1 protein-coding gene is annotated in these 239 nt (G+C 58.2%); it reads left to right on the top strand.

The features are described from left to right. Nucleotides 1-18: 18 nt before the first annotated feature. Nucleotides 19-239 (top strand): L-threonylcarbamoyladenylate synthase (locus AB1471_RS17845; protein ID WP_367781054.1); only part of this gene is annotated, 221 nt, incomplete at its 3' end.

Raw genomic sequence — 239 nt, forward strand, 5'->3', positions numbered from 1 at the left:
GCTGGTGCACAAACGCTCTTGCAAGCTGCGCGTGACCAGGGCCTGTGGGGCATTGCTGCACCGAGCGCGAATCGGTTTGGCCGCGTGAGTCCGACCAGTGCAGCCCATGTCGCTCACGAATTCGCTCATACGTTGAATGACGACGACTTGTTGATATTAGACGACGGCCCTTGCTCCGTGGGGATTGAATCAACCATCATTGACGCATCTCGACACTCACCGGTACTGCTGCGTCCTGG

This window comes from Jeotgalibacillus marinus (assembly GCF_040801915.1).
Classification (GTDB): domain Bacteria; phylum Bacillota; class Bacilli; order Bacillales; family Jeotgalibacillaceae; genus Jeotgalibacillus; species Jeotgalibacillus marinus.